The organism is Sphingomonas cynarae (genome assembly GCF_039537815.1).
GTDB lineage: Bacteria > Pseudomonadota > Alphaproteobacteria > Sphingomonadales > Sphingomonadaceae > Sphingomonas > Sphingomonas cynarae.
The window spans coordinates 1-1009 of sequence record NZ_BAABBF010000023.1 but is presented as its reverse complement, the minus strand read 5'-3'; the positions used below and the strand labels follow the sequence as shown (position 1 = coordinate 1009).

At 63.1% G+C, this 1009-nt stretch carries 1 protein-coding gene; it reads left to right on the top strand.

All coding sequences use genetic code 11. The annotated features are described in order from the left end of the window. Positions 1 to 81 precede the first annotated feature (81 nt). Positions 82 to 933 carry a flagellin gene (locus ABD719_RS18620; protein WP_344694863.1) on the top strand — a complete coding sequence of 284 codons (852 nt, stop codon included), beginning with the start codon at positions 82 to 84 and terminating at the stop codon, positions 931 to 933. Positions 934 to 1009: the final 76 nt, after the last annotated feature.

The window sequence follows — 1009 nt, the reverse complement described above, 5'->3', positions numbered from 1 at the left end:
CTTTGAGGCGACGCGCCGGGGGACCGCCGGTTTGGTCCACGGCCGCAGAAGCAGCCGTTCTTTCCAGAAGGAAGATTTCACATGGCAATGTCCGTCAACACGAACACCGGTGCGATGGCTGCGCTTCAGGCGCTGAACTCCACCAGCAAGGGTCTGGCCACCGTGCAGAGCCGCATCAACAGCGGCCTGAACGTCAGCTCGACCAAGGACGATTCGGCTGCCTTCACCATCGCGGAAAAGCTCCGCGGTGATCTGGGTGGACTGAAGGCGGTCTCCTCGTCGCTCAGCCGGGCGAAGAGCGTGACCGATGTTGCGGTCGCAGGCGCAGAGCAGATCTCCGACGTCGTCAACCAGATGAAGACGCTTGCGAAGCAGGCATCGGATGAAGGTGTCGATCAGGCGAGCCGCGATGCGTACAACAAGGACTTCACGGCCCTTCGCGACCAGATCACCACGATCGTCAACTCGTCCGAGTTCAATGGCACCAACCTGCTGAAGGCAAGCGGCGGCACCGTCTCGGCGTTGCAGTCGCTGGGTAGCGTTTCGAGCGGCAGCTACACCGCCGACACGCTGAGCGTCTCCAATCAGGACATGGGTCTGGCAACGACCGGCACCGGCAAGTTGCTGACGACGTCGACGATCACGTCGGCATCGGATGCGAAGACGATGGTCGGCACGCTGGATGCGCTGGGCAAGGACATCAACACCAAGCTCAGCGATCTGGGTTCGGCCTCGCGCAAGATCGATGCGCAGAGCGCGTTCGCCAGCAAGCTGTCGGACGCGATCGAGGGCGGTATCGGCAACCTCGTCGATGCCGATCTGGCCAAGGAGTCGGCGAAGCTGCAGGCATTGCAGGTCAAGCAGCAGCTTGGCGTGCAGGCCCTGTCGATCGCCAACCAGGCGCCGCAGACCGTCACCTCGCTGTTCCGTTAAGGAACACGGGGCGACCGCCCCCTCGGGGGCGAGACGATCCGGAATACCGGGGCGGAGCAATCCGCCCCGGTTTTTT